Origin of the sequence: Streptomyces sp. NRRL F-5755, assembly GCF_001279365.1 — a bacterium.
Taxonomy (GTDB): domain Bacteria; phylum Actinomycetota; class Actinomycetes; order Streptomycetales; family Streptomycetaceae; genus Streptomyces; species Streptomyces rimosus.
Map to the genome: position 1 here is coordinate 1 of NZ_LGCW01000227.1, position 266 is coordinate 266.

Genomic DNA, 266 nt, shown 5'->3' on the forward strand with positions numbered 1-266 from the left:
TTGAGAACTCAACAGCGTGCCAAAAGTCAACGCCAGATATGTTGATACCCCGTCCACCGGCATCACGCCGGAGGATGAGGTTCCTTTGAAAAGCCCACCAGCACCCTAGTGGTGCGGGTGGCACACACAGCGAGGACGCTGTGAACCGGGGGACTATTCCTCTCCTGGTTCCGCTCTCGTGTGTGTTGACCCGATTACGGGTAAACATTCACGGAGAGTTTGATCCTGGCTCAGGACGAACGCTGGCGGCGTGCTTAACACATGCA

Annotated in this window: 1 rRNA gene; it reads left to right on the forward strand. The window is 56.4% G+C overall.

The window, feature by feature from the left end:
• Nucleotides 1-207 precede the first annotated feature (207 nt).
• Nucleotides 208-266 (forward strand): 16S ribosomal RNA (locus ADK86_RS18290); the annotation flags it as partial.